At 69.7% G+C, this 21,317-nt stretch carries 28 protein-coding genes; 9 read left to right on the top strand and 19 right to left on the bottom strand.

Translation table 11 applies throughout. From position 1 onward, the window contains the following. Positions 1 to 25: 25 nt before the first annotated feature. A complete protein-coding gene (locus NT132_RS03855) occupies positions 26 to 544 on the bottom strand; it encodes a MarR family transcriptional regulator (RefSeq protein ID WP_297785044.1) in 519 nt (172 codons plus the stop codon). A 176-nt stretch (positions 545 to 720) separates the two neighbouring features. Here NT132_RS03855 and NT132_RS03850 point away from each other — a divergent pair, with 176 nt between their 5' ends. From NT132_RS03850 to NT132_RS03840, 3 genes are all read left to right on the top strand, one after another. Then, positions 721 to 1,071 (top strand): hypothetical protein, encoded by a 351-nt coding sequence (locus NT132_RS03850; protein WP_297785041.1) that lies wholly within the window; start codon positions 721 to 723, stop codon positions 1,069 to 1,071. 31 nt (positions 1,072 to 1,102) lie between these two features. Continuing rightward, the gene (locus tag NT132_RS03845) at positions 1,103 to 1,306 is read left to right on the top strand and encodes a hypothetical protein (protein ID WP_297785038.1); all 204 of its coding nucleotides are present in this window, start codon (positions 1,103 to 1,105) and stop codon (positions 1,304 to 1,306) included. Between the two features lie 159 nt (positions 1,307 to 1,465). After that, complete coding sequence (locus NT132_RS03840; protein ID WP_297785035.1) at positions 1,466 to 2,461, top strand: TerC family protein; 996 nt, start codon at positions 1,466 to 1,468, stop codon at positions 2,459 to 2,461. Position 2,462: 1 nt separating this feature from the next. Here NT132_RS03840 and NT132_RS03835 read toward each other — a convergent pair whose 3' ends face one another. Beyond that, the gene (locus NT132_RS03835) at positions 2,463 to 2,825 is read right to left on the bottom strand and encodes a response regulator (RefSeq protein WP_297785032.1); all 363 of its coding nucleotides are present in this window, start codon (positions 2,823 to 2,825) and stop codon (positions 2,463 to 2,465) included. Between the two features lie 106 nt (positions 2,826 to 2,931). Between NT132_RS03835 and NT132_RS03830 the strand changes: the two genes are divergently transcribed. Together NT132_RS03830 and NT132_RS03825 are read left to right on the top strand one after the other, a co-directional pair. Further along, positions 2,932 to 4,944 (top strand): ATP-binding protein, encoded by a 2,013-nt coding sequence (locus tag NT132_RS03830; RefSeq protein WP_297785029.1) that lies wholly within the window; start codon positions 2,932 to 2,934, stop codon positions 4,942 to 4,944. A 21-nt stretch (positions 4,945 to 4,965) separates the two neighbouring features. Further along, on the top strand, positions 4,966 to 5,160 hold the full coding sequence (locus NT132_RS03825; RefSeq protein WP_297785026.1) for a hypothetical protein: 195 nt from the start codon (positions 4,966 to 4,968) through the stop codon (positions 5,158 to 5,160). A gap of 18 nt (positions 5,161 to 5,178) precedes the next feature. Here the strand turns inward: NT132_RS03825 and NT132_RS03820 are convergent, their stop codons facing one another. The 4 genes from NT132_RS03820 to NT132_RS03805 form a co-directional block, all read right to left on the bottom strand. Further along, complete coding sequence (locus NT132_RS03820; RefSeq protein WP_297785023.1) at positions 5,179 to 5,316, bottom strand: hypothetical protein; 138 nt, start codon at positions 5,314 to 5,316, stop codon at positions 5,179 to 5,181. Positions 5,317 to 5,752: 436 nt separating this feature from the next. Continuing rightward, complete coding sequence (locus NT132_RS03815) at positions 5,753 to 5,974, bottom strand: hypothetical protein (protein WP_297785020.1); 222 nt, start codon at positions 5,972 to 5,974, stop codon at positions 5,753 to 5,755. A 109-nt stretch (positions 5,975 to 6,083) separates the two neighbouring features. Continuing rightward, positions 6,084 to 6,914, bottom strand: a complete 831-nt coding sequence (locus NT132_RS03810; protein ID WP_297785017.1) for a universal stress protein — start codon at positions 6,912 to 6,914, stop codon at positions 6,084 to 6,086. A gap of 30 nt (positions 6,915 to 6,944) precedes the next feature. After that, a complete protein-coding gene (locus tag NT132_RS03805) occupies positions 6,945 to 7,433 on the bottom strand; it encodes a VanZ family protein (RefSeq protein WP_297785014.1) in 489 nt (162 codons plus the stop codon). A gap of 116 nt (positions 7,434 to 7,549) precedes the next feature. Between NT132_RS03805 and NT132_RS03800 the strand changes: the two genes are divergently transcribed. Continuing rightward, entirely contained in the window at positions 7,550 to 8,578 is a 1,029-nt protein-coding gene (locus NT132_RS03800) for a glycoside hydrolase family 6 protein (protein ID WP_297785011.1), read from the top strand. A 112-nt stretch (positions 8,579 to 8,690) separates the two neighbouring features. After that, the gene (locus NT132_RS03795) at positions 8,691 to 9,722 is read left to right on the top strand and encodes a response regulator transcription factor (protein ID WP_297785008.1); all 1,032 of its coding nucleotides are present in this window, start codon (positions 8,691 to 8,693) and stop codon (positions 9,720 to 9,722) included. Between the two features lie 13 nt (positions 9,723 to 9,735). Here the strand turns inward: NT132_RS03795 and NT132_RS03790 are convergent, their stop codons facing one another. From NT132_RS03790 to NT132_RS03775, 4 genes are all read right to left on the bottom strand, one after another. Beyond that, on the bottom strand, positions 9,736 to 10,410 hold the full coding sequence (locus NT132_RS03790) for a DUF6766 family protein (protein ID WP_297785004.1): 675 nt from the start codon (positions 10,408 to 10,410) through the stop codon (positions 9,736 to 9,738). A 1-nt stretch (position 10,411) separates the two neighbouring features. Continuing rightward, a complete protein-coding gene (locus tag NT132_RS03785) occupies positions 10,412 to 10,564 on the bottom strand; it encodes a hypothetical protein (protein ID WP_297785000.1) in 153 nt (50 codons plus the stop codon). Positions 10,565 to 10,829: 265 nt separating this feature from the next. After that, positions 10,830 to 11,357 (bottom strand): GNAT family N-acetyltransferase, encoded by a 528-nt coding sequence (locus tag NT132_RS03780; RefSeq protein ID WP_297784997.1) that lies wholly within the window; start codon positions 11,355 to 11,357, stop codon positions 10,830 to 10,832. Then, a complete protein-coding gene (locus NT132_RS03775; protein WP_297784994.1) occupies positions 11,354 to 11,698 on the bottom strand; it encodes a metalloregulator ArsR/SmtB family transcription factor in 345 nt (114 codons plus the stop codon). The genes NT132_RS03780 and NT132_RS03775 overlap by 4 nt, the downstream gene beginning before the upstream one ends. A gap of 83 nt (positions 11,699 to 11,781) precedes the next feature. Between NT132_RS03775 and NT132_RS03770 the strand changes: the two genes are divergently transcribed. Next, positions 11,782 to 13,056 carry an FAD-dependent oxidoreductase gene (locus NT132_RS03770; RefSeq protein WP_297784991.1) on the top strand — a complete coding sequence of 425 codons (1,275 nt, stop codon included), beginning with the start codon at positions 11,782 to 11,784 and terminating at the stop codon, positions 13,054 to 13,056. A 39-nt stretch (positions 13,057 to 13,095) separates the two neighbouring features. Here the strand turns inward: NT132_RS03770 and NT132_RS03765 are convergent, their stop codons facing one another. The 5 genes from NT132_RS03765 to NT132_RS03745 all read right to left on the bottom strand — a co-directional run bounded on the left by NT132_RS03765 (position 13,096) and on the right by NT132_RS03745 (position 15,805). Then, positions 13,096 to 13,467, bottom strand: coding sequence for a VOC family protein (locus NT132_RS03765; protein ID WP_297784988.1), 372 nt, complete (start codon positions 13,465 to 13,467; stop codon positions 13,096 to 13,098). 106 nt (positions 13,468 to 13,573) lie between these two features. After that, positions 13,574 to 14,275, bottom strand: a complete 702-nt coding sequence (locus tag NT132_RS03760; RefSeq protein ID WP_297784985.1) for a YafY family protein — start codon at positions 14,273 to 14,275, stop codon at positions 13,574 to 13,576. Between the two features lie 21 nt (positions 14,276 to 14,296). After that, positions 14,297 to 15,061, bottom strand: a complete 765-nt coding sequence (locus NT132_RS03755) for an ABC transporter permease (RefSeq protein WP_297784983.1) — start codon at positions 15,059 to 15,061, stop codon at positions 14,297 to 14,299. Between the two features lie 137 nt (positions 15,062 to 15,198). Next, the gene (locus NT132_RS03750) at positions 15,199 to 15,360 is read right to left on the bottom strand and encodes a hypothetical protein (protein ID WP_297784981.1); all 162 of its coding nucleotides are present in this window, start codon (positions 15,358 to 15,360) and stop codon (positions 15,199 to 15,201) included. 109 nt (positions 15,361 to 15,469) lie between these two features. Then, on the bottom strand, positions 15,470 to 15,805 hold the full coding sequence (locus NT132_RS03745) for a helix-turn-helix domain-containing protein (protein WP_297784979.1): 336 nt from the start codon (positions 15,803 to 15,805) through the stop codon (positions 15,470 to 15,472). A gap of 104 nt (positions 15,806 to 15,909) precedes the next feature. Between NT132_RS03745 and NT132_RS03740 the strand changes: the two genes are divergently transcribed. After that, positions 15,910 to 18,135, top strand: coding sequence for an LLM class flavin-dependent oxidoreductase (locus NT132_RS03740; protein WP_297784977.1), 2,226 nt, complete (start codon positions 15,910 to 15,912; stop codon positions 18,133 to 18,135). 19 nt (positions 18,136 to 18,154) lie between these two features. On the opposite strand, the gene NT132_RS03735 is transcribed toward NT132_RS03740, so the two are convergent. From NT132_RS03735 to NT132_RS03720, 4 genes are all read right to left on the bottom strand, one after another. Then, positions 18,155 to 18,508, bottom strand: a complete 354-nt coding sequence (locus tag NT132_RS03735) for a VOC family protein (protein ID WP_297784975.1) — start codon at positions 18,506 to 18,508, stop codon at positions 18,155 to 18,157. 139 nt (positions 18,509 to 18,647) lie between these two features. Further along, positions 18,648 to 19,394 carry a glucose 1-dehydrogenase gene (locus NT132_RS03730; protein ID WP_297784973.1) on the bottom strand — a complete coding sequence of 249 codons (747 nt, stop codon included), beginning with the start codon at positions 19,392 to 19,394 and terminating at the stop codon, positions 18,648 to 18,650. Positions 19,395 to 19,447: 53 nt separating this feature from the next. Next, a complete protein-coding gene (locus NT132_RS03725) occupies positions 19,448 to 20,254 on the bottom strand; it encodes an alpha/beta hydrolase (RefSeq protein ID WP_297784970.1) in 807 nt (268 codons plus the stop codon). 67 nt (positions 20,255 to 20,321) lie between these two features. Continuing rightward, positions 20,322 to 20,900, bottom strand: a complete 579-nt coding sequence (locus tag NT132_RS03720; protein WP_297784968.1) for a TetR family transcriptional regulator — start codon at positions 20,898 to 20,900, stop codon at positions 20,322 to 20,324. Positions 20,901 to 21,317 lie beyond the last annotated feature (417 nt).

Here is a 21,317-nt window from a genome sequence, read left to right as displayed (position 1 = left end):
TTTTTCCCTGCGGCAGTGCGGAAACTTACGAAGCGAGCGCCTGCCCGGAGCTCACCGCCGCCTCGGCAGCCGCATCCGCATCGACCGCCTCCGCGGTGTGCCGACGCGGGGTGGGCTCGCCGTCGGCGACGAAGCCGTCGAGCGAGGTGGCCAGACCGTCGAGGAATTCCATGATCCGGTCCGCCTCCTGCCCCTCCAGCTGTCGGGCGACACCCATCATGGTGTCGTACATGGCGCCGAAGATCTCATCGATCCGGGCGCTCGCCGTCTCGGTCGCCTCGAGCACGAGACTGCGCCGGTCGGTGGGATGCGGGCGCCGCTGCAGGTGACCTGCGCGCTCGAGGTGGTCGATCATGATCGTCACCGCGGCCGACTTGGTCCCTAGGTAGTGCGCGATGTCCGTCGGCGTCACCGGCTCGCCGTCGCGTTGCCTGCGTATGACGTAGCGCAGCGCCAGGAGCTCGTTCTCACTGACCTGCATCGTCTGTGCGCTGCGCTCGCGCATCGCGGCCTCCGCGACCTCGAAGCGGCGCAATGCGTGCATCACGCGTTGCCCTCTCGCGGCGACGCGATCGGTGTGATCCCAGGCGGTTGTCTCGATCTCAGTCCACATGTCACTCGAACCCTAATATGAGGCGACTCTCATGATTACCCGATTGCAATGTAGCTAGCTTAGTGAGTAAGTTCCCGTATAGGAAGCCTGATCGAGGGGAAAACGCAATGGGGAAATTGTTCTACGGCAGCAGCTCGTCGCCGATTGAGATTCCGGACCGCCTGCTGGCCCACGTCAAGGTCGTCATGGCCACCAAGCTGCGGCGCGGCGAAGCGTTCACGCTCAGCTGGGCGAGCGAAACCGGACGCGAGTCCATCTGGATCCAGCAGTCGATCCCGCTGCGTTTCGTGTTCAGCACGCCGGAGCCCGAGTCGCTCGACCCGGAGCTGCTCTCGCGGCTCGCGAAAGCGGCCAACGTGGCGGGCAACCTGGCATTGAACATCACGGACGTCGTCGAGGAGCAGGTCGCCCCCTCCGTCGTGACCGCCCCGGCCATGCGCCGGCCCGTCGCCGCGTGAGCCGCCCGCTTCTTCACCCGAAAGCACCATCATGAGCACCACCGCATCCATCACCCCCACCTGGGCGCAGGTCGATCGCGGCTTCTACGTCGCCTCGACCGACGGTCACTTCCTCGGATCCGTCGACCGCACCTCGCGTGGACGCTACCTCGCCCGGGACGGCCAGGCAGCGCACATCGGCACGTTCGCCACGTTCGCCGAGGCGCAGCGCGCCGTGCTCGACCATCTGCTCTGACACTCGCGTCCACGCGATGCCGTAGGGTGGACACCGCAAGGGGAGTACTCCCACGCGGTCGGGCCGTCAATACGGATGCTTCATGGCATCCCGGTCCACCGGCCCGCATCACGGGTGGAGGAGACCTTGGGACACCGTTCGATGCCCCTGGGAGCTTCCATGAACATCACCCCTGTGATCTGGATCATCACGATCGTCGTGACGATCGCGTTCTTCGTCTACGAGTTCTTCGCCCACGTACGGCGCCCGCATGAGCCGACGATCCGAGAGTCTGCCCGGTGGTCGGTGTTCTACATCGGCCTGGCGGTGCTCTTCGGCATCGGCGTCGGCGTCTTCTCCGGGTGGACGTTCGGCGGGGAGTACTTCGCCGGGTATCTGACCGAGAAGGCGCTGTCGATCGACAACCTCTTCGTGTTCCTCATCGTGATGACCGGGTTCGCGGTTCCGCGCGCTTATCAGCAGAAGGTACTGATGATCGGGATCGTCATCGCCCTCATCATGCGCGGCATCTTCATCGCGGTGGGCGCCGCGCTCATCGAGAACTTCGCCTGGGTGTTCTACGTCTTCGGCGCCCTGCTGCTCCTGCTCGCCTGGCGCCAGGTCGCGAGCCACGGACACGAACCCGACCCCACCCGGAACATCCTCGTCCGGGCCGCCCGCCGCATCCTGCCCGTGACCGATGACTACGACCGCGACCGGCTGACGACCGTGATCAACGGCAAGCGCTTCGTCACGCCCATGGTGCTGACGATCGTCGCGATCGGCTTCATCGACCTCGTCTTCGCGCTCGACTCGATCCCCGCGATCTACGGCCTGACCAACGAGGCCTATCTCGTGTTCACCGCGAACGCGTTCGCCCTGATGGGTCTGCGTCAGCTCTACTTCCTCGTCGGCGGCCTGCTGGAGCGTCTCGTCTACCTGGCGCAGGGACTGGCCGTCATCCTCGCATTCATCGGGGTGAAGCTGGTGCTCCACGCGCTACATGTGAACGAGGTGCCGTTCATCAACGGCGGGGAGAGCGTGGCGTGGGCGCCGGAGATCCCGATCTGGTTCTCGCTGACGTTCATCGGCGTGACCGTCCTCGTCGCGACGGTGGCGAGTCTCGCCAAGACACGGCGGAGCGCGGCACGGGATGCGGCGAAGGCCGTGCGCTGACTCAGGCGACCAGCTTCTCGACGCGCGACAACAGCTCCCGCGCCGAGAAGGGCTTGGTGACGTAGTCGTCCGCACCGGCGGTGTACGCCCGCTCGACGTCGCTGTCCTTGGCGCGGGCGGTGAGCATCATGATCTTGGTGCCGGTGAAGCGCTCGTCCGCGCGCAGCTCCGCGCACACCTCGATCCCGGATTTGCGCGGCATCATCCAGTCCAGGATGACGAGATCGGGGACCTCGGCACGCGCCGCGGCGATGCCGGCCTCACCGTCCGGGGCGACCGCCACCCGATGCCCGGATGAGGAGAGGCGCAGCCGGATGAGGCCCGCCACGTCGGCGTCGTCCTCGACCACGAGAATGCTGGCCACCGACCCCTCCTTCGCTGATTGGTACCCAGACCGTATCGCGCCCGGCGGGCCGATGCATCACGAGACCCGGGCCGGGGTGTCGCCCTGCCCGGTATACGGTGCGTATATGGAGCGTGCTTTCCGACCCGAACGGCTGGCCGTCCCAGATCCCGCGCCCCGCCCTCTTCCCGGCTACGGCTGGCTCATCGCCGCACTGGTGATGGTGGCGCTGGCCGCGGGCGGGGTGCATCTGAAACCGGCGGGCGTCGCCCTCGCCGCCTGGTGGCCGGCAGCCGGCGTCGCGGTGTGGCTGATGCTCCGCGCGGGACGGGATTCCCGGTGGCGGGTCGTCGCGCTCGTCCTGGTCGCGACGGCGATCGGTAACGCCCTCGGCGGGCGCGACCTGCTGCATGGCGGTCTCCTCGGCGCCGGGAACGCGCTCGAGACGCTGATCGTCTCGCTGATGCTGCACCGCTCCCGTCCGACCTTCCGTATGTCCACCGCGCGCGATGCGCTGCGCTTCGTCCTGGCGTGCGCCGTCGGCGGCCTCGCGGCAGGGTTCTGGGCCGCCGGCGCCCTCGCCCTGTTCCCGGGCGGCACCGGACTGCTCACGCTGTCGTTCCTCGACACGGCGCTCCACGCGACCGCATCCCACGTCTCGGCGGTCCTGCTCATCGCCTCGTTCGCCGTGGTGCCGCGGCACCTGTCGGACGCCGCCCCCCGCGCCGAGATGGTGGCCCAGACTGCGCTCGTTTCGCTCACCGTCGCGTTTGTCTTCGCACCGGGCATGGACCTGCCGCTCTCGTTCCTCCCGTTCGCCTTCATCGTGTGGGCGGCGTTCCGCTTCCCGGTGCACCTCGCCCTCACCGAGGCCCTCGTCGCGTCGGTTGCGGTGCTCGCCCTCACCATCGCCGGTGGCGGTCCGTTCAGCAACGGGGGGCTCAACACCTCCGCATTGGTCCTCGTCGTCGAGCTGTACATGATCGTGCTCGGGGTGATCACGATCATGATGATCGCGGCGCGCTACGAGGCGCGCGAGGCCACGCGCACCTCGCTGAGCGTCTCGCAGCTGATCACCGGCGGCTTCGTCGCGTCCCGGGTCGGGCTCATCATCGCAGCGGAGGACCACGGCGCCATCACGGTGCTGTGGGCGAACCGGGCCGCGGTGTCCGCCATCGACGCCGAGCTCGCACCGGACGGTGTCTGGTCGGGCCCGCTCGCCCGGAATGCCCTGACCTCGATCGAGGAGGGCATCGAGGTGATGCACGAGGATCTCGATGCGGGGACGACCATCAGCGTGCTGGCCACCCGCATCCCCGGCGACATCACCCGCGTCTCGGCCCAGCTGGTCGACGTCGGTGCGACGATCCGCGCGGCCCAGGCCCACCACGACGCGGAACGGGAACGCGCCGCCGCCCACTCCACCCTCGTCGACCTGGAGCGTCAGCGCGACGACTTCGTGGCGACGACCAGTCATGAGCTGCGGACCCCGGTCACGAGCATCGCGGGCTACGCGGAGCTGCTCTCCGAGTCGGCCGCCCTCTCCTCCGCCGAGCGCTCCTGGGTTCAGATCATCATCCGGAACACCGCCCGGCTGACCACCCTGGTCGAGGACCTGTTGACGCTCGGGCGCTCCGGGATCCCGGCCGCGTCCCTGGAACCCTTGAGCCTACGTGGACTGGCCGGCGAGGTGCTCGACGTCGAGCGCCCGATGGCGGATGCCCGTCGCATCCGGCTCGCCCTCGCCGTCGACCAGGACGCCGTCGCCCACTGCGCCGCCGACGACGCGGCGCGCGCGCTCGGCAACCTCATCTCGAACGCGGTGAAGTTCACGCCGCCCGGCGGGACGGTGCGGGTCGCCACGGCCGAGCACGACGGCCGCATCGCCCTCGCCGTCAGCGACACCGGTCCCGGAATGCCGGCCGAGAGCCTCGCGCAGGCGTTCGACCGCTTCTACCGCGGGCACGATGCCGTGCAGGCCAACACACCCGGGACGGGCCTGGGGCTCGCCATCGCCCGGCAACTCGCCGAACGCAACGGCGGTACCGTGCGCCTGGAGTGTCCGCCCTCGGGCGGGCTCGTCGCCGTCCTGGTGTTCGCCGATGCCGTCGGCCGCGGCACCGCGGACATCCGCGCCTGACCGACGAGGCATAGTAGGGGCATGGAAAAGCGGATGTACCCGATCCGCCAGGGACTGAGCACCGCCCTGGCACACATCGAGGACGCCCGCGTCATGTATCCGGATGCGCCGGTGGTGTCTGCGCTCGACGCGCTGCAGGATGCCGTCAGCCAGCTGACCGACCTGGTCCAGGAGCTCACCGAGAACCGGCACCCGCCGACCCGCTACGTGCGCTGATCGGCGACGCTCGACGCGTCAGAGGATCGCGTTGAGATAACTGATGATCGACGCGTAGACCAGCGCCGCGACGCCCAACGTCAGCAGAGCGACACCGATGTAGATGAGCCACCTCGAGCGCCCGCCATTCGGGTCGCGGATGTCGTCGCGCGTCATGCGCACATGCTATCGGCACATTCCCCGGCCGATGTGACACAACCCACCGCCCCGTCTACCTCCGCCCTGCGAGGCCTGTCAAGCCTCTGCGGGGACAGACCACCCTCTCGCATACTGAATGCAGCAACACCACACGCCAAAGTGTTCGGGTCATGGCGGCGAGTGAAGACGCGGCGAGGCGCAAGCCCCGCGTACGAGATCCCCTTCCGGTCCCCCAGCCGGGAGGGGATCTCTGCTGCGCGCGGGCACGGGCGTGCACCGTGTCCGACCGCGGTGGTGCACCCTGGGGCGTCGGCGCGGTACAGTCAACGCGGTAGATCCGCCAAACCCTAGGCCTCGGCTCACGCCGGGGCTGGCGGCGCCCGCGGCCTCCGGCAACCACCCAGTGCCGGGGGCCGCTTCGTCCCCCGGCGCCCTCCGTCAACGCGTCCGCGTGTCAGCGACGGATGCGGCTGCGCGTTCGCCAGTGCGGCCGAGCCGCGGCCACGGCGATCGCCGCGATGACCGTTGCGGTGGCGGCGAGAAACAGCACGACCCCGGGCAGCCGGAGGTCGTACCCCGACCCGGCGCCGGCGAGCAACGTCGCCGCCCAGGCGGCGAGCAGCACGATTTCGAGCGCGAGCAGGATGGCGACGGATATCTGAACTCCACGACCCATGAGGACTCCCTTGTCCTTCGGTGGTGCGCACGGTACTTGGCACACGAGCATAGGCGTCCCTCACCGCTCCGCGGGGAGGATCACGGAGTCTGTGGAAACTTCTCCGCGGTCAGCGCACCACGGCGGTCACCGCGACGAGGTGCGACAGCACCTCTTCGCTCACCGAGCCCAACAGGAAGCGCGCAAAACCGCTGCGGCCATGGGACCCGACGACGACGAGCGTCGCGTGCGCGGCGTGATCGCCGATCACGCCGGCGGGGTCACCCTCCGACACCTCTGCCGTCACCTCGAGAGTCGGGTGGTCCGCGGCGACCGCTTCGACCACGCGGTCGACGTTCTCCTGGGTGATGCCCTGCAGATCGGAGAGGTACACGTCGGGGTACACCCCGAAGTCACCGGGCACCGCCACCGGCATCCAGGCCGCGACGACCCGCAGCGGCTGCCGCAGTCGCTCCGCCTCCGCCGCGGCGAATGCGATGGCGGCGTTCGAGGTCTCGGAACCGTCGACACCGACGATCACGCCGTGCCGGTCGACCCCGCCGACCTCTGGGACGACGACGACGGGGCAGTGCGCACCGGCGGCGAGCCGCGCGCCGTGCTGACCGCGACGGCCGCGGCCGCGCGGCTCCCCGCCGATCACGAGAAGAGCCGCATCCTTCGATGCCTCGACCAGGAGGGCGACCGGGTCGCCGTGGGTCACGCGGCTCTCGACCTCGAGCCCGGATGCGGTGAGTTCGGCGACCGTCACCGCCACCCGCTCCGTGGCCGCGGCAACGACCCGTTGCACCACGGCGTCCTCGCCGACGGCGCCGACCGCGCCACCGACCACCGAGAACAGGACGAGCCGCTGCCCGAGATCGTGTGCGCGGCGCGCCGCCCACTGCACGGCGCGATGTGATGCCGCCGCATCCGTCAATCCGACGATGATCGTGTCCGACATGGCCAACCCCTCTCGGTGAACAGGGCCAGGCTAGCGCGCCGGTGGGTGCGAGCGCTCCTGCTCGCGGCGGGCTCGCCGCGACGCCTGCGCCGCAGCGAGCAGCACCATGCCGAGGCAGGCGCCGGCCGTGTTGGCGATGATGTCGAGCACGCTCGGGGTGCGCTGATCGAGCAGCAGCGCCTGAATCGACTCGATCGCCACGGTGATCAGGAAGGCCAGCGGCAGCACGAGGTAGCGGGAGCGATGGAGGATGAGCGGGAGGAGCACGCCGAGCGGCAGGAACAGCAGGATATTGGCGCCGAACTCGATCCGGTCGTATGTGAGCTGCGGCACAAGCCGGGTGAGGAACGCCAGGTAGCGGCTCGCTCCCCGGTCGACGGGCACCGGCCACACCGCGATCAGCGCCAACGCGACGCCGTAGACGACGAGCAGCACGCGGGGGGAACGGAGGGCACGACGCAGCGGCTCCCCCAGGGCGGGTTCGACCGGCGACGGGCCGGTGCTCTCGCGCGGTTCCACGCAGGCCTCCTCTCGGAGCGCCGCACCATCGCCGCGCACAGCTATGACCTGGAAGTGTACGGCGAGTGCGGGCCGGGCGCACGAGCAGCGGCGGCCGCGCCACTAGAGTCGCTGGGGTGAGCCTTTCGCACTCGCTGCGCCGACGACGTCAGTTCCGGAAACGGATGCTGATCGTCCTCATCGCCCTCGGTGGCGTCGTCGTCCTCACCATCATCGGGACAGTGGGGTGGTTCGTGACAACCGGACTGCAGGCGCTCGCCGCGACACCGCCCGGGGTCGGCACGACCATCGTCGCCCCGGACGAGTCCAAGGCCGCGAAGGCCGCCGCCGCCGGGACGCTGAGCGGCGACGAGCAGTCCGCCGCCGAATACCTCGCGGTGCAACCGACCGCCTACTGGCTCACCCCGGAGATCGATCCGGTGGGAGAGGTGGGCACGCGCATCCTGAACCTCGCCGCCGAAGCACGCGAGCAGAACGCGGCGGTGGCGGTCGTCGTCTACGGCCTCCCGGAACGCGACTGCAGCTCCGAGCACTCCGCCGGCGGACTCGACGACGCCGACTACGACACCTGGACCGGGCAGATCGGCGAGGCGCTCGCGAGCCTCAAGGACCTGCAGAAGATCGTGATCCTCGAGCCGGACAGCCTGGCGCAGGCGCCCGACTGCGGCAACGTCGACGAGCGCGTCGTGCAGCTGCGCCAGGCCGTCGACCGCATCGCCGGGGCCGGCACCTGGATCTACCTTGACGGCGGGCACTCGAACTGGCGCACGGCCGAGGATCAGGCGGCGCTCATCGCACGCGTCGAGCGCGGAACGACCGTGCGTGGCTTCGCGGTCAACGTATCGAACTACAACACCACGTCGGACGAGTTCGCCTACGCACACGAGATCGCCGGGGTCCTCGGACACGGGCACGCCATCGTCGACACCTCCCGCAACGGTGCCGGACCCGACGGCGCCGTCTGGTGCAACCCGTCCGGCCGCCTCACCGGCGACAGCGGCGGCACCTACGGCGATGACGTGGTGGACACGAATCTGTGGGTGAAGCCCCCGGGCGAAAGCGACGGCGAGTGCAACGGTGGCCCTGTCGCGGGCGCGTGGTGGCCGGCCGGTTCGGTGGAGCTCACCCGGGATGCCATCCGCTGATGAAAGCGCGGCGCCCCGGGTGCGCGTGCCAAGTGTGGAACAATGGCGACACGCGGAGCACCCATGGATGTGGCGCCGCAGTCGTACTCCGTGAAGCCGAGGCCTTGAATACATGAGCGATGCTCTAGAGGGACAGAAGACCGCCGTCATCGTCGAGGACGATCCCGATGTGCGCCACCTGCTGGTGGAGGTCCTCGAGGCCGCCGGTTTCTCGACCGTCTCGGTCGGCAACGGCATCGATGGCGTCCGCGCCGTCCTCGCGTACCAGCCGCTGATCACGACCCTCGACGTGCCCGGGATCGACGGCTTCAACGCCGCCCGCCGTATCCGCGAGAAGAGCAACACGTTCATCGTCATGCTCACCGGGCTCGCCGACGAAGCCGATGTGGTCCTCGGACTCGGCGCCGGCGCCGACGAGTACATCGTCAAGCCCTTCCGCCCGCGCGAGTTCCGCGCCCGGGTCGAGGCGCTGCTGCGTCGCCCGCGTCCAGAAGCGGGCTCGGGCGCCCAGCCGCGTCAGGAGTCCTCCGGGCCCTCGTTCCCCGGCGCCCGCGGCACCGCCCCGACCGGCGTCATGCCGACGATGCCCGGCCAGGACTACCCGGCACCGCGGGACTTCCCCGCCGAGGCCGCGATGCCGAACCAGGCGCCGCCCCCCTACACCCCGCCTGCGTACGCCCCTCCCGCGCAGGTGCCGGCCGCCTACCCGTCGCCGGCACTCCCCCCGGCGCAGGGGGTCGCGCCTCCCGCGTTCTCGGGCGCCGAGGTTGCCGTGCCCGCATCCCGTGCCGTCGTTCCCGGCGGCGGCTACTGGATCACCCACCGCGACCTGCAGCTGAATCCCGACACCCGCATCGTGCTCATCGGCGGGAACGAGGTCGAACTCACCCGCACCGAGTTCGACCTGCTGGCGACCCTCATGGAGTCGAAGCGGCGCGTGCGCAGCAAGGCGGATCTCACGCTTGTGCTCCGCGGTGAGTCGTACGTCACCTCGTACTACGTGGGCGAGGCCGACAAGCGCGCCGTCGAGGCGCATATGACGAACCTGCGTCGCAAGCTCGCCGACAATCCGAGCAACCCCCGCTACATCGAGACCGTTCGCGGCGTCGGCTACCGGCTGACCACCGAGCTCCTCGCCCCGTAACCTTCCCGGTCGGCTACTCCGACTCTACGGCGCTCCGCTCGTGCGGTGTGCCGACCGGCTTGGATTCGCTCGACCCGCGCTGGCGCAAGAAGATCGAGAACGCGATCATCGTGCCGACGGCGAGGAACTCGGACTGCCAGTTCTGCAGTGTACGGTTCCAGAAGTCGGAACTGCCGAGATAGGAGAGCCAGCTGATCGCGGCTTCGCCGTGCTCGGCGCTTTCCGCATTGAAGACCACGACACCGGCGAGCGACTGCGCCAGCCACGACAGCACGAACACCGTTCCCATCGCGAGCAGGAGCGAGTTGGAGAACACGGTCTGTCGGATGCCTCGAGCGCGTGCCCATGCCGGCGCGTCCGCCCGCGCGTATGCGCCGATCTGCTGCTCGGCATCGTTACCGGGCCCCTCGTCTCCGGGCTTCTTGGACTCCGGCGACCCTCGCTGCACCAGCCATACGGTGGCGAGGATGAACAGGAAGAACTGCAGGAACTCCGACTGCCAGTTCTCAGCCACGTCGACGAGGAAGTCGGAGGAGAACACGAACGCCCAGAAAGCGGGCGCCTGCTGCCCGTGCCGTGTCACCTCCTGCACCTCGGTGGCGTACCCGGCGATCGCCTGACCGCACAGGGCAAGGAGGAATAGCGCACCGAACAGGATACTGAGTCCGTTGTCGCGGATCGCGCGCATCTCACATCTCCCCGAGCGGGATCACGATCATCACGATCAGTCCGGCGGCGAGCACGGCGCTCCAGGCCCAGAAGACGATCCGTTCGCCCGCGCGCGGGCCTTCTTCTTCGGGCGTCATCCTCGCCACGACCGGCACCTCCTCCTTCTGCTCCACTGCCTCACCTTGCCGCAGCCACGGACGACGCCGGTACTCCCTTGACACGCGGCAAGGGAACCCGTGCGGGCGAGATCCTGGCAGGTCGGCCAATACGCGGCCGGCGGCGGACACAACTCCTCAGACACCGATCCAGGCGCCCGACGCAAGGGGCGGCGGCAAAGAATGTGAGGAGTTGTGTCCGCGCGAGGCCCGACGAGCGGCAGGATCGATCCGCTGTCGTTTCCGGTCGACGTGGCATGAGCAGGAATGGCCGCGCCGGCGCTCAGGGCCGTCGGCGCTCCACCAGGATCGTGTCGCGCCAGGTGCCAGCGCGAGGGCCGTAGGTCATGAGCGCGATGCGCTCCCGGGTCCCGACCGGCCGGAACCCCGCTCGCTCGTGCAGGGCGAGGCTGGCGGTGTTCTCCGGGAAGATGCTCGACTGGACGGTCCAGTAGCCGCCGGCATCCGCCGCCGTGAGGAGCGCATCGAGAAGTGCGCGCGCGACTCCGGCGCGGCGCGCATCCTGTGCCACGTACACCGAGTGCTCCACGACCCCGCGGTACACGGCACGAGCGGAGATCGGCGATGCTGCCGCCCACCCGAGCACCCGCTCCCCCTCACCCCCGGTGACACGGTCGGCGACATCAACGGCGACGAGTCGCAGATCCGGGCAGCGGGATGCGGTGAACGCGTCCCAGCTCGGTGGCTCCGCCTCGAACGTGGCGTGCCCGGTCGCAATTCCCTCCCGGTAGATAGCCTCGACGGCGGGCCAGTCACAGTTTTCGAGCGGGCGGATGCGGAGCACGCTCATACCCGGTGGAGCGCCTCGGCCGCCGCATCCAGCGCGCCAGCGGTGACCGCATAGTAGGCCCACCGGCCGCGCTGCTCCCGGGTCACGAGGCCGGCATCGGCGAGGAGCTTCATATGATGCGACACCGTGCCCTGACTGAGTCCGACCGGTTCGGTCAGATCGCAGATGCAGGCCTCTCCACGGTCTGCGCCGGCGATCAGCGAAAGCAGGCGCACCCGCGTCGGGTCTCCGAGCGCCTTGAAGACGTGCGCGATGCGCTCGGCCTCCGAGACGCTGAGGGCCGGAGCGCGCCGCGGAGTGCAGCACGACGCACCGGAGGCGAGGGTGACCGGCAGGCTCATACCGCCAGTCTCGCACGCATTGACAACCATCGATAGATCCCGCACAGTTCTCGTATTGATGTTTTTCGATGCGAGGAGGAGTGATGGCGGAACTTCCCGTTGTGGTCGTCGGAGCCGGGCCGCAGGGCCTCGCCGCCGCCGCACACCTGACCGAACGCGGCATGGATGCCGTCGTGCTCGAGCGCGGCGCGGTCGCCGGCGCGGCCGTCGCCGAATGGGGTCACGTGCGCCTGTTCTCCGGATGGCCGGAGCTCATCGACTCTGCTTCCCGACGCCTCCTCGCGCGGACGGCGTGGCGCGAGCCGGATGCGGGCTATCCGACCGGCGCGCAGTGGGTGCGGGGATATCTGGCACCTCTCGCGGCGGCGCTGGGCGATCGGGTGCGCACGGGCGTCGCAGTGACCGGGATCAGCCGTCTCGGCCGCGACAAGGTCGTCGAGGGAGGCCGTCACATGCAGCCCTTCGTCGTTCACACGAGGGACACCTCTGGGCACGAGGAGCGCCTCCTCGCTCGTGCCGTACTCGATGCGAGCGGCACCTGGGCGCACCCCGGACCGGCCGGCGCCGACGGTCTCCCCGCGGTCGGCGAGACGGCCGCGGCCGTGGCCCACCGCATCCCGGATGACGTCAGCCGCTTCGCCGGACGCCACATCCTCGTGGTCGGCGCCGGCCACTCCGCGACGCACACCGTCCTGCGGCTGGCCGAACTCGTCCGCCGTGAACCCGGCACCACCGTCACCTGGGCGCTGCGCCGACCCGCGGCGACCGCTCTGTTCGGCGGCGGCGCAGACGATGACCTACCCGAACGCGCCGCCCTCGGCGCGCGCGCGGAACGGCTCATCGGTGAAGGGCTCGTCACGCTCGTGACCGGCTTCCGGGTGGCGGAGTTCCGAGGCGACGGCGACACGTTCACCGTGGTCGCGGAGGACGGCCGCACCGTGACCGGGGTCGCGCAGGTGTTCGCGCACACCGGGTTCCGACCCGATCTCGGGATGCTGTCAGAACTACGCCTCGATCTGGATCCGGCGCTGGAGGCGGTCGCGGGGATCGCCGCCGAGATCGATCCGAACATCCACTCCTGCGGCTCGGTTGCGGCGACCGGGGCACGCGAGCTCGCGCACCCCGAACCGGGATTCTTCATCGTCGGCGCCAAGAGCTACGGCCGCGCCCCGACGTTCCTCGCCCTCACGGGGTACGAGCAGGTGCGGAGCGTGGTCGCCCACCTCGCCGGCGACCACGCGGCCGCAGCCCGGAACGACCTCGTGCTTCCGGAGACCGGGGTGTGCGGCGGCGCCGGAGCGTTCGACGGCGGCAGCTGCTGTGCTGCGCCGGTGCTGCAGATCCGGGTGCGCGGCTGACCCGCCGCATCCCGGCCGCACGGAGCTGACTGAACGGGTCTAGGCGGAGGCAGGCCGGCTGAACAGATTCACGACGTTTCCGTCGGGGTCGCGGATCAGCGCGGAGCGGTTGCCCCACGGCATGGTCGTCGGTGCCAGCACGACCTCATCCGGCTGCAGCCGCGCGAACTCGGCATCGACGTCGGCCACCTGGAACTCGATCATGACCGAGTCGTTCCGGCCCGGCTGCGGGGCGTTCTCGCCGAGCATCGCGACCGTCGCGGTACTGCCGATCGCGAGCACCCCGCCGCCGGTGCGGATCTCGGCAAACACGGGAGCCGGGCGGAGCGGCGTCGTCTGGGTGAGGCGACCATAGAAGTCGGCGAGGCGGTCGACGTCGTTGGTGATGATGCGGACGGATGCGAACTCCATGGCAGTGCCTTTCTGCAGGCCCGGACGGGCCCGTTATCCCCATGCTCGAACCCCGTCGCGACAGCGTCCTGTCGGTGTTTCCGAGAGTGATTCCGGAAAGTGACGCTCAGTCGCCGCGGGAGACGGTGCGCAGCCTCCCGTAGACGATGGCGATGTCCGCCGCGGTGAGGTCGCGGCGCGCCACCCGCTCGCCGGTCGGGACCGCCGAGACGATTCGGTCGCCCCGGAACGGCCGGAGTCCGTCGCGCAGCCGGCACCATCCAACGAGGTACCACTGCCTGCCACGGCCGACGAAGCCCACCGGTTCCACGTCCCGGGTCGTCTCCGCCCCCTCGCGGGCGCGGTAGACCAGACGCAGCACCGCGCTCTCCCGCAAGGCGTCCGCCAGGAGCGTCGGCGCCTCCGCGGGTGCGTCCTCGTCGTCCAGGAGGAACACCCGCGACGCGAGTTCGGTGGTGCGGCCCGCCTCGACCTCGCCGGTGACGGCTGCCATCTTTCGGAGGGCCGACGAGGCGGCCCGCCGAAACGGGCTCCCGTCCAGCATCCCGAGTCCGATCGACACGGCGAGCGCCTCGTCCACCGTGAGCCCGAGGGGCGGCAGGGTGAGTGCCGCGTCGATGCAGTACCCGCCGGTCCGGCCGGGCTCTGCATAGATCGGTACGCCCGCCTGCTGCAGCGCGGACAGATCGCGTTCGACCGTGCGCGAACTCACCTCGAACCGCTCGGACAGCCATCGCGCGCTCCGGGGCCGCGGGGCCACCGCCCGCAGCTCCTCCACCAGGGCGTAGAGGCGGTCGGTGCGGTTCACGGCTCCGACCCTAGCCGCGGCTCAGCGGAATCTCCGCCGGTAGACCACCATCGCCCCCACGCTGGCCGCGGCGAGGATGCCGACGCACCAGGCCAGCGCGATCCAGATGTCGGCGCCGACGCTCTCCCCAGCGAACAGGGCCCGGATGCTGTCGACGATCGAGGTGACCGGCTGGTGCTCGGCGAACCAGGCCACCGGTCCCGGCATGGTCGCCGTCGGGACGAAAGCGGAGCTCACGAACGGCAGGAAGATGAGCGGGTAGGCGAACACGCTCGCACCCTCGATGGTGTGGGCGGACAGCCCCGCGATGACCGCGATCCACGTCAGCGCCAGCGTGAACAGGACGAGGATTCCGGTCACAGCGAGCCAGTCGAGGACGCCGGCGCCGGTGCGGAAGCCCATGAGGAGGGCAACCGCCACGACCACGACGAGCGAGACCATGTTCGCGAGCACCGAGGTGAGCACGTGCGCCCACAGCACGCTGGAGCCGGCGATCGGCAGCGACTGGAAGCGCTCGAAGATGCCGCTTTTCAGGTCCATGAACAGCCGGTACGACGTGTACGAGATGCCGGAGGCGATCGTGATGAGCAGGATCCCGGGCAGCATGTAGTCGATGTACGAGGCGGTCCCGGTATCGATCGCGCCACCGAAGACGTAGACGAACAGCAGCATGATGCCGACCGGCATGATCGCGGTGGTGATGACGGTGTCGAGACTGCGGGTGACGTGCCGCATCGTGCGTCCGGTGAGCACGGCGGTGTCGGCGAGGAGGTGCGTGGTGGTCATGACGGCTCCTGGCGGGGGGGCTCGCTGCGGCCGACCACGGCGCTACACCGCCTACGAGGTGAGCTGACCGCGGTCAGGGGAACCACCCGGTGGGTCGTGAGCGTCGCGACCGCCCTCTGACCAGCCGACCCGGCGACCTAGGGCGTGCGGCGGGCGCGCTGCCGGATGATGCCGAAGATCACGGTGCCGACGAACAGCACGATTCCGATCACGCCGAGCCAGAGCAGGCCCTCGAAGGCGAAGCCCACGATGGAGAGCACCACCCACGCGACGAGCAGGATGATCAGCACGGTCCACATTGCTCTGTCCTCTTCCCGCATCGGCTGCCCGGGTCGAGGGGACGACGGACGTGTCGCCGACCTTCGCAGGCTACGCCCAGGTGCGTCCCGCGGGATAGGGGTTGCGGAGTCAGGTCTCCCAGCGATGCGCCCAGTCGACGAGCGGCTGCAGGATGCGGATGAGCTCATCCCCCGCGGGTGTCAGCGTGTACTGCACGGTCGTCGGGACCGTGGGGATCACGGTGCGGCGCACCAGAGCATGCTCTTCGAGCTCGCGCAGCCGCACGGCCAGCATCCGGTCGGAGAGTCCGGTCACCGATCCGCGGATCTCGGAGAACCTGTCGGCCCCGCGCTGCATGGCCAGAAGGATGGCGGCGCTCCACTTCTTGCCGGTGAGTTCGGCGGCGTGCTGGAACACCCGGCACTCGTGCTCCGGAATAGTCGTCCGGGTCTGCGTGGTTGTCACTTACGAAGAATAAGTCACTCACGCGTGGTTTGCCAGCCCCGAGCCGGGCGATCACAGTGGAGAGGGTGACCCGAACCTGTCGGGCCACTCCAGGAAGGTCGGTCATGGACTACGGGCATCCGTTGCAGTTCGGCACATTCATCACGCCCTCGAACGCGCAGCCGCAGGCACCGGTCGCGCTCGCCCGGCTGAGCGAGGAGCTCGGCTACGACCTGGTGACGTTCCAGGACCACCCGTACCAGGCGGCGTTCCACGACACGTGGACGCTGCTCTCCTACGTCGCGGCGGCCACCACCAGCATCCAGCTCTCCCCCAACGTGCTCAACCTGCCGCTGCGCCCAGCGCCGGTCGTCGCCCGCGCCGCCGCCTCGCTTGATCTGCTCAGCGGAGGCCGCTTCAACCTCGGCCTCGGCGCCGGCGGGTTCTGGGATGCGATCGAGGCGATGGGCGGTCGGCGCCTCACGCCGGGGCAGGCCGTGGACGCCCTGTCGGAGGCGATCGACCTCATCCGTGCCACCTGGAACACCGACGATCGCGCTCCGCTCCGGGGCGGCGAGTACTACCCGGTGCGCGGCGCGAAGCGAGGGCCCGTTCCCGCGCACGACATCCCCATCTGGCTGGGCGCGTACAAGCCGCGGATGCTGCGCCTCACCGGCGCGAAGGCGGACGGGTGGCTCCCGAGCCTGGCGTACATGAAGCCCGGCGACATCGAGGACGGCAACGCACGCATCGATGCCGCGGCCACCGATTCCGGCCGTTCGCCCGCCGAGGTGCGGCGTCTGCTCAACATCTCCGGCCACGAGGACCCGGAGCGGATCGCGGAGCTGGCGCTGGAACACGGCTTCGGCACGTTCATCGTCGCCGCCGACGACCCGACCCTGCTGCAGCGGTTCGCGGCCGAGGTACTGCCGCGCACCCGGGAGATCGTCGCCGCCGAGCGCGCGGCGGCGGGTGTGGTGACACAGACCCGCTCCGCCCGCGCGCGGGCGCTCCGCCGCGACGGCATCGCCTACGACGAGCTGCCCGCATCCCTTCGCGAGATCGCGATCGAGCCGGGCGACTTCGCCTACCGGACGGTGCGCTCCACCTATATGCGCGGCGGCCGGCCCGGGCTCGTGCTGCAGCCGCGGGACGTGGCCGAGGCTCGGGAGGCGCTGGCCTTCGCCCGCCGGCATCCGAACCTGCCACTCGGCATCCGCAGCGGCGGGCACGGCATCAGCGGTCGCAGCACCAACGACGGCGGCATCGTGATCGATCTGAAAGCGATGAACGACATCGACATCGTGGATGCGGACACCCGGCGCGTGCGGGTGGGTCCGGGGGCCCGGTGGCAGGATGTCGCCGCGGCGCTCGCGCCGCACGGCTGGGCGATCTCCAGCGGTGACTACGGCGGCGTGGGCGTCGGGGGCCTTGCCACCGCCGGCGGGATCGGCTTCCTCGGACGGGAGCACGGGCTGACCATCGACAGCCTCGTCGCCGCCGACGTGCTCCTCGCCGATGGTCGCGTGGTGCGCGCCAGCGCGGACGAGAACCCGGACCTGTTCTGGGCCATCCGGGGCGCGGGCGCGAACATGGGCGTCGTCGTCTCCTTCGAGTTCGACGCGCATCCGGTGGGCGACCTCGGCTGGGTGCAACTCACCTTCGACGCGACCGACACCGCCGGGCTACTCGAGCGTTTCGGCACGCTGATGGAGGCGGCACCGCGCGACGTCACCATGTTCCTCATCCTCGGACCCGGGAGCGCGGGCGCTCCGCCCGTCGCCCGCATGTATGGGGTGGTGGACGCGGCCGATCCAGACACGATCATCTCCCGGCTGACGCCGTTCCTCGCCCTCGGGCCGTTGCTCGAGCAGTCCGTGCAGCTCGCCTCCTACGCGGCGGTCATGGCGAACGCCCCCGACGGTCCGCACGACGGCCGCGGCGAGCCTCGGTTCCGGTCGGGATTCCTGACCCATATCGATGCCACCGCCGCCACCGCGGCGGCGCACCTGGTCACCTCCGGCAGCGCGCCGTGGTTCCAGGTGCGCGCGGTCGGCGGCGCGATCTCCGACGTCGCCCCGGATGCCACCGCCTACGCCCACCGCGGAGCGAACTTCTCGGTGACCGCGATCGGGGCGTCGGCGACGTTCGAGATGCTGTGGAACGAGCTCGAGTCCCAGTTCGAGGGGCTTTATCTCAGCTTCGAGACACGACGGGGTGACCGCCAGCTCGCGAACGCATTCCCGCCCGCGACGCTGGAGCGCCTGCGGACCCTGAAGGCTCGTTACGACCCGGACCTCGTGTTCCGCGACAACTTCCCGGTGATCGATCGCGCGGAGTCCGCTGCCTAGGTCGTCGCCGCGGCGGGGCTCAGTCCGGCGGCTGCCACAGCTCGATCGGCAGTCCCTCGGGGTCGTGCACCCGCGCGAAGGAGCCGTACTCGGTGGTCTCCCACTCCGGCCGGCGTTCCACCCGGACGCCCGCGATCTCGAGTCCTGCGATGAGCGCGGCCAGGTCGTCGACGCGCAGGTTCAGCATGAACGACTGGTCGGCGGCGAAGTAGTCGCTGTCCGCGGGGAACGGCGCGAACACCGTCATCCCCGCATCCTGCTGCCACAGCCCGTCCTGCCCCGCCTCGATGCCGAGGTGGTCGCGGTACCAGGTCGCTCTGGCCTCCGGGTCACGGCTGCGGAAGAAGAGCCCACCAATCCCGTTCACGCCCATGCGTCGCGCCTCCCTGCCGGAGTTCATCTTTGCCGGAGGCGGGACGGCGCGTCAACGGGGCCTTCGTGCCGGGTGGGAAGCGGCGGATGTGAGCGAGGGGGCGCTCCACCCGGGCACGCCCCCTCGCCAGCATTTCGAATCAGACCTGCATGTATCCGCCATCGATCTCGAGCACGGTTCCGGTCGTGTAGGACGCCTGGTCCGACAGCAACCAGACGATCCCGGCCGCGACCTCGTCGGTGGTGCCGAGCCGGCCGGTGGGCATCAAGGCCGACCATTCCTTCAGCTGCTCATCCCCGAAGTTCTGCATTGCGGGGGTGAGGATCGTGCCGGGGGCGACCGCGTTCACGCGGATGTTCTGCGTGATGTACTCGATCGCCGCGGTGCGGGTGAGTCCGACCACGCCGTGCTTCGCCGCCGAGTACGCCGTCAGGTTCGGGGTCGCCTTGAGTCCCGCACCGGACGCGGTGTTGACGATCACACCCCCACCCTGCGAGACGAACTGCCGCAGCTCCGCCCGCATGCACAGGAAGGTGCCGGTCAGGTCGATCCCGATCGTCTTGTTCCACGCGTCGAGGGCGAGCTCGTGCATGGCGCCGGGCTGTTCCGCGAGACCCGCGTTGTTCACGGCAAGGTCGAGACGACCCCACTTCGCCACGACCTCGGCCACCATCGCGTCGACCTGGTCAGCGTCCGTGACATCGACGCGGAGGAACGTCGCGACGCCGCCGGCGGCCGTGATCTCATCGACGACACGTCGGCCGCCCTCCTCGTTCACGTCTGCGACGAGGACGGATGCCCCCTCCGTCGCGATCCGCTTCGCCGTGGTCTCGCCGATACCGGAGCTCGCCCCGGTGATCAGAGCAGTCTTTCCTTCAAGCAGCATGATGCCGTCCTTTTCTGTGTTCCAGCACGCCGCGCGCGCCGTGGTGGTGATGGTCAGGCGACGAGGAACTCGGCGGCGCGCGCGCCCCATGTCATGAGGTCGCCCTGTGTCTCGCTCACGTGCAGGACGGAACCGTCGATCGCCGCGTGCAGCGCTTCGGCGGTCGAGACCGGGTGGCCCGGGTCGCCCGCCCAGGCGATGATCAGCGTCGGATGCGTGACGCGTTCGCCGATCACGTCCAGCGGGGGGAGATCTGCGCCCGCGGCGCCGCGGAACACGGTCGGGGTCAGGTCCGCCGCAACAGCGGGCGGCTGAGGGTAACCGGGTAGGCCCTGGAAGATCGCCGGTATCGGCATCCGCGCGACCAGGTCCTGCCACGCGCCCGGTTCGCCGTTCTCGATCAGGTCGGCCAGCGAGCGGTACCCGGATGCTTGTGCGGCACGCGTCTGCCATGCCGTCGGCGGTGCCGTCAGAACGAGTCGGTCGAACCGGTCCGGTCGTGAGGTGACGGCGTGCAGCACGGTGCCGGTGCCCATCGATGAGCCGATGGCCGACACCGGAGCATCGGGTGAGAAGAAATCGGCGAGCGCGAGCAGATCCTCAGCCAGATTCGACCAGTGATAGTCGGCCTCGTCGGCAGTGCCCTCGGTCTCGCCGTGGCCCCGGGCGTCGTAGGAGATCAGCCGGTGGCTGCCCGCCACCTCCCTGAACTCCGCGAGCCCCATCCGACGGTTGTTCTCGCGACTTGAGCTCAGCCCATGGGCACTGAGGACGACGGGCCCCGATCCTTCGTCGGAGTAGGCGACATCAATACCCCGAACGCGGACGCGCTGTGTCTCGGGGAGGGATTCGGCAGTCACAACGGCTCCTTCGCCACCACGGATCAGATATTGAAACTCTATCTCGAAATAGGGGCAGGCGGGCGGGTCAGGCGGGCCTTCGGGGCTGATCCGTCGGCGCGGGTAGCGCGAATCCCGAGCGCAGCACCTCGAACCCGGCGGCGAGCGTATCGGCAGGGCTCTGCGCATGACCCGACGCCCAGGAGGTCAGCGCGCTCCATCCCGCACTCCACACGCACCGGCTCATCACCAGCGGATACAGGTCGTCGGGAGCGCAGCCTGATCGGTCCGCGATGAATTCGGCAATGATGGCGATCCGGTCGGCGGCACGCTGTTCCGAGTGGATGCGCAGTTCGGGGACGCTGGCGATGATCTTCACCTGCGTGCGAAGCAGATCGAGATCGCCGGCGTCGTAATTGAGGATCCGCGGCAACGCAACGGCGAGCACATCGAGGGGGGAAAGCGCCACGTCGGCGTTGGCCAGCAATTCCCGCAACTCGACGGTTTGGTCGTCGTAGCGGTCCCAGACGATGTCGCTCTTGCCCCCGAAATAGCGGAACAGCGTGGGCCGACTGATCCCTGCGGCGGTCGCGATCTGCTGCATCGTGGTCGCCTCGTATCCGTTGCGCTCGAACAGCCGAAGCGCGGTAGCCGCGACATCGTGCACGGACGCAGCGCGAGGGCGCCCCACGCTCACCTTCCGATCGCTCCCCATAGGGAGCACCCTAGAACACGCACGGAGGAGGCGGCGTACGGTGCGGGAGGGAAGCGGCGTCTCGAGGATGAATCCCGGGAACGCAGTGGTGTTCCGGGGTCATGATCCGCTCCACGCGGCAGCGGAAGCGCAGCCCGCCCGATCGGGGCAGGGTGCGCTTCCGCTGTGCGACTGCCGCCTGACTAACGCCCGGTGAGCGCCGCGAGCTCAGCCGCCGTGCTGCGGACAGGGTGCGTCCCATATCGTGGTGTCAATTCCCCGCTGGCCCGTCGTCGTCGTTGACGTAGAGGGGGTCATCGTGGGAGACCCAATTGTTCCGCCAAGAAGCAAGAAAGTGATCCCACGATGACCCACAACCAGTCTGCCTTG

Source organism: Microbacterium sp. (assembly GCF_026393345.1).
Taxonomy (GTDB): Bacteria; Actinomycetota; Actinomycetes; order Actinomycetales; family Microbacteriaceae; genus Microbacterium.
The sequence above is the reverse complement of the archived record's forward strand: the minus strand, read 5'-3'. Positions and strand labels throughout refer to the sequence as shown.